Annotated in this window: 2 protein-coding genes; one reads left to right on the top strand and one right to left on the bottom strand. The window is 51.2% G+C overall.

Annotated features, from left to right (window positions below; all coding sequences use genetic code 11):
- Nucleotides 1–177: 177 nt before the first annotated feature.
- On the bottom strand, nt 178–723 hold the full coding sequence (locus ACP5H1_RS08425) for a hypothetical protein (protein WP_427974073.1): 546 nt from the start codon (nt 721–723) through the stop codon (nt 178–180).
- 110 nt (nt 724–833) lie between these two features.
- Between ACP5H1_RS08425 and ACP5H1_RS08420 the strand changes: the two genes are divergently transcribed.
- Complete coding sequence (locus ACP5H1_RS08420; RefSeq protein ID WP_427974070.1) at nt 834–1,274, top strand: SRPBCC family protein; 441 nt, start codon at nt 834–836, stop codon at nt 1,272–1,274.
- The last annotated feature ends 51 nt before the right edge of the window (nt 1,275–1,325 follow it).

The raw sequence follows: 1,325 nt of genomic DNA, 5'->3' as shown, positions 1-1,325 counted from the left end.
CTCACTGGGGGTTGCCCTCCGCTCCCAGCTCCCAGGGACTCGGGGATATGTAGGGCCCTTATCGGGCATCCCCTTGCGGGGACACGCCTTATTCCACAGCACTTTAAAACCGCCAAAATTTAAAGGCCTTACCCCGCCCCTGGAAGGGGCGAGGCTTGTCGTTCTTTTTGTCAAACCTTACTCCTGGACCACTATCCTCTTGACAAGCTGACACTTCTTGGCGAGCTGAAGCACGGGTACCCCCTTTGGGACAACTAACTCATTAACAACCTTAATGGACCTCACCTTTGAATTTATCGTATCCCAGTCTACATCGGGCGAGAACACCAGCCTCTTGATGTTTGAGAAGACAACAGGTTTATCAAGGGCCAGTAGGTCGTTCTTGCTTACTGTAAGCTCATCTATGTCACTTATGAGGTCAAAGTCGCCAACCACGCTAACCATCGTCTTTATGGCGGCTGACTGGGCAGCCTTAAGTTTCTCAGCTATCTTGGACACCTTGGATGAGGCCTTCTGAGCAGCGTCCTTAGAGGCCTCGAGAGTCACCAGTAGGTTACTCATGGCCATATTCATTAGGTCTCCAACGGTGACCCCCACCTCCCTTGCAACCTTCGTAAACCTGTCGTAGAGGTCAGGGTCAAGCCCCCTTATGGTGTACACCTTCTCCCTCTGCTGGGTTTTGCCTTCCGGGGCCTCCCCCTGCTGGTTCCCCTCCGAGCTCATAATACATGTCACCTCTGTATTACAAGTATTCTATGTATGCCTAATAAGCTTTGCTATATTAACTAACATTCTAATAAGAAAGACTCCAGAAGTTAGAGCGGGGAGCCGCAGTGGCCATAGGGTTCACGATCTCCAAGGAAGTTTCCGACTCAGCGTGCGCCTGGAAAGCGGTGGCTAACATAGGCCAGATGCCAAGGTACTGGAGGGGGCACAGGGAAGTCAACGTGATGGGCTACGATGGACATAGGTATTATGTTAGCATAAGGTTTGCCTTTCCTGGACCCTTAAATAAAGGGCTGGCGAGCGTGCTGATAAATGATGCCGAGAGGTACGTCACGGTGGAGTACACTGAGGGCCCGGTTAGGGGCGACGTGACGACTAGGGTTCAAGGGGGCAAAGTGATCACCGTATGGGAAGTCAAACTCGCATGGTACTTGAGACTTCTCGAGCCGTGGGTTAAGGGTCACTTCATGAAGGGGGCCTCTGACGCCCTCGAAAGGATAGCCTCAGAGTGCAGCAAAGGTCACGCCGTAGCTGGCAGTTTCCGATAAACCGTGAAGTTTATATCATTTGATATCATTTTATTTATCATTCACAACCAT

It is taken from the genome of Acidilobus sp. (assembly GCF_049973875.1).
Taxonomy (GTDB): Archaea; Thermoproteota; Thermoprotei_A; order Sulfolobales; family Acidilobaceae; genus Acidilobus.
This window is presented reverse-complemented; position numbering and strand designations above follow the sequence as displayed.

Bases quoted from the DNA above. Each gene is read 5' to 3' on its own strand.
- ACP5H1_RS08425 (WP_427974073.1), bottom strand. From the start codon at position 723: ATGAGCTCGGAGGGGAACCAGCAGGGGGAGGCCCCGGAAGGCAAAACC.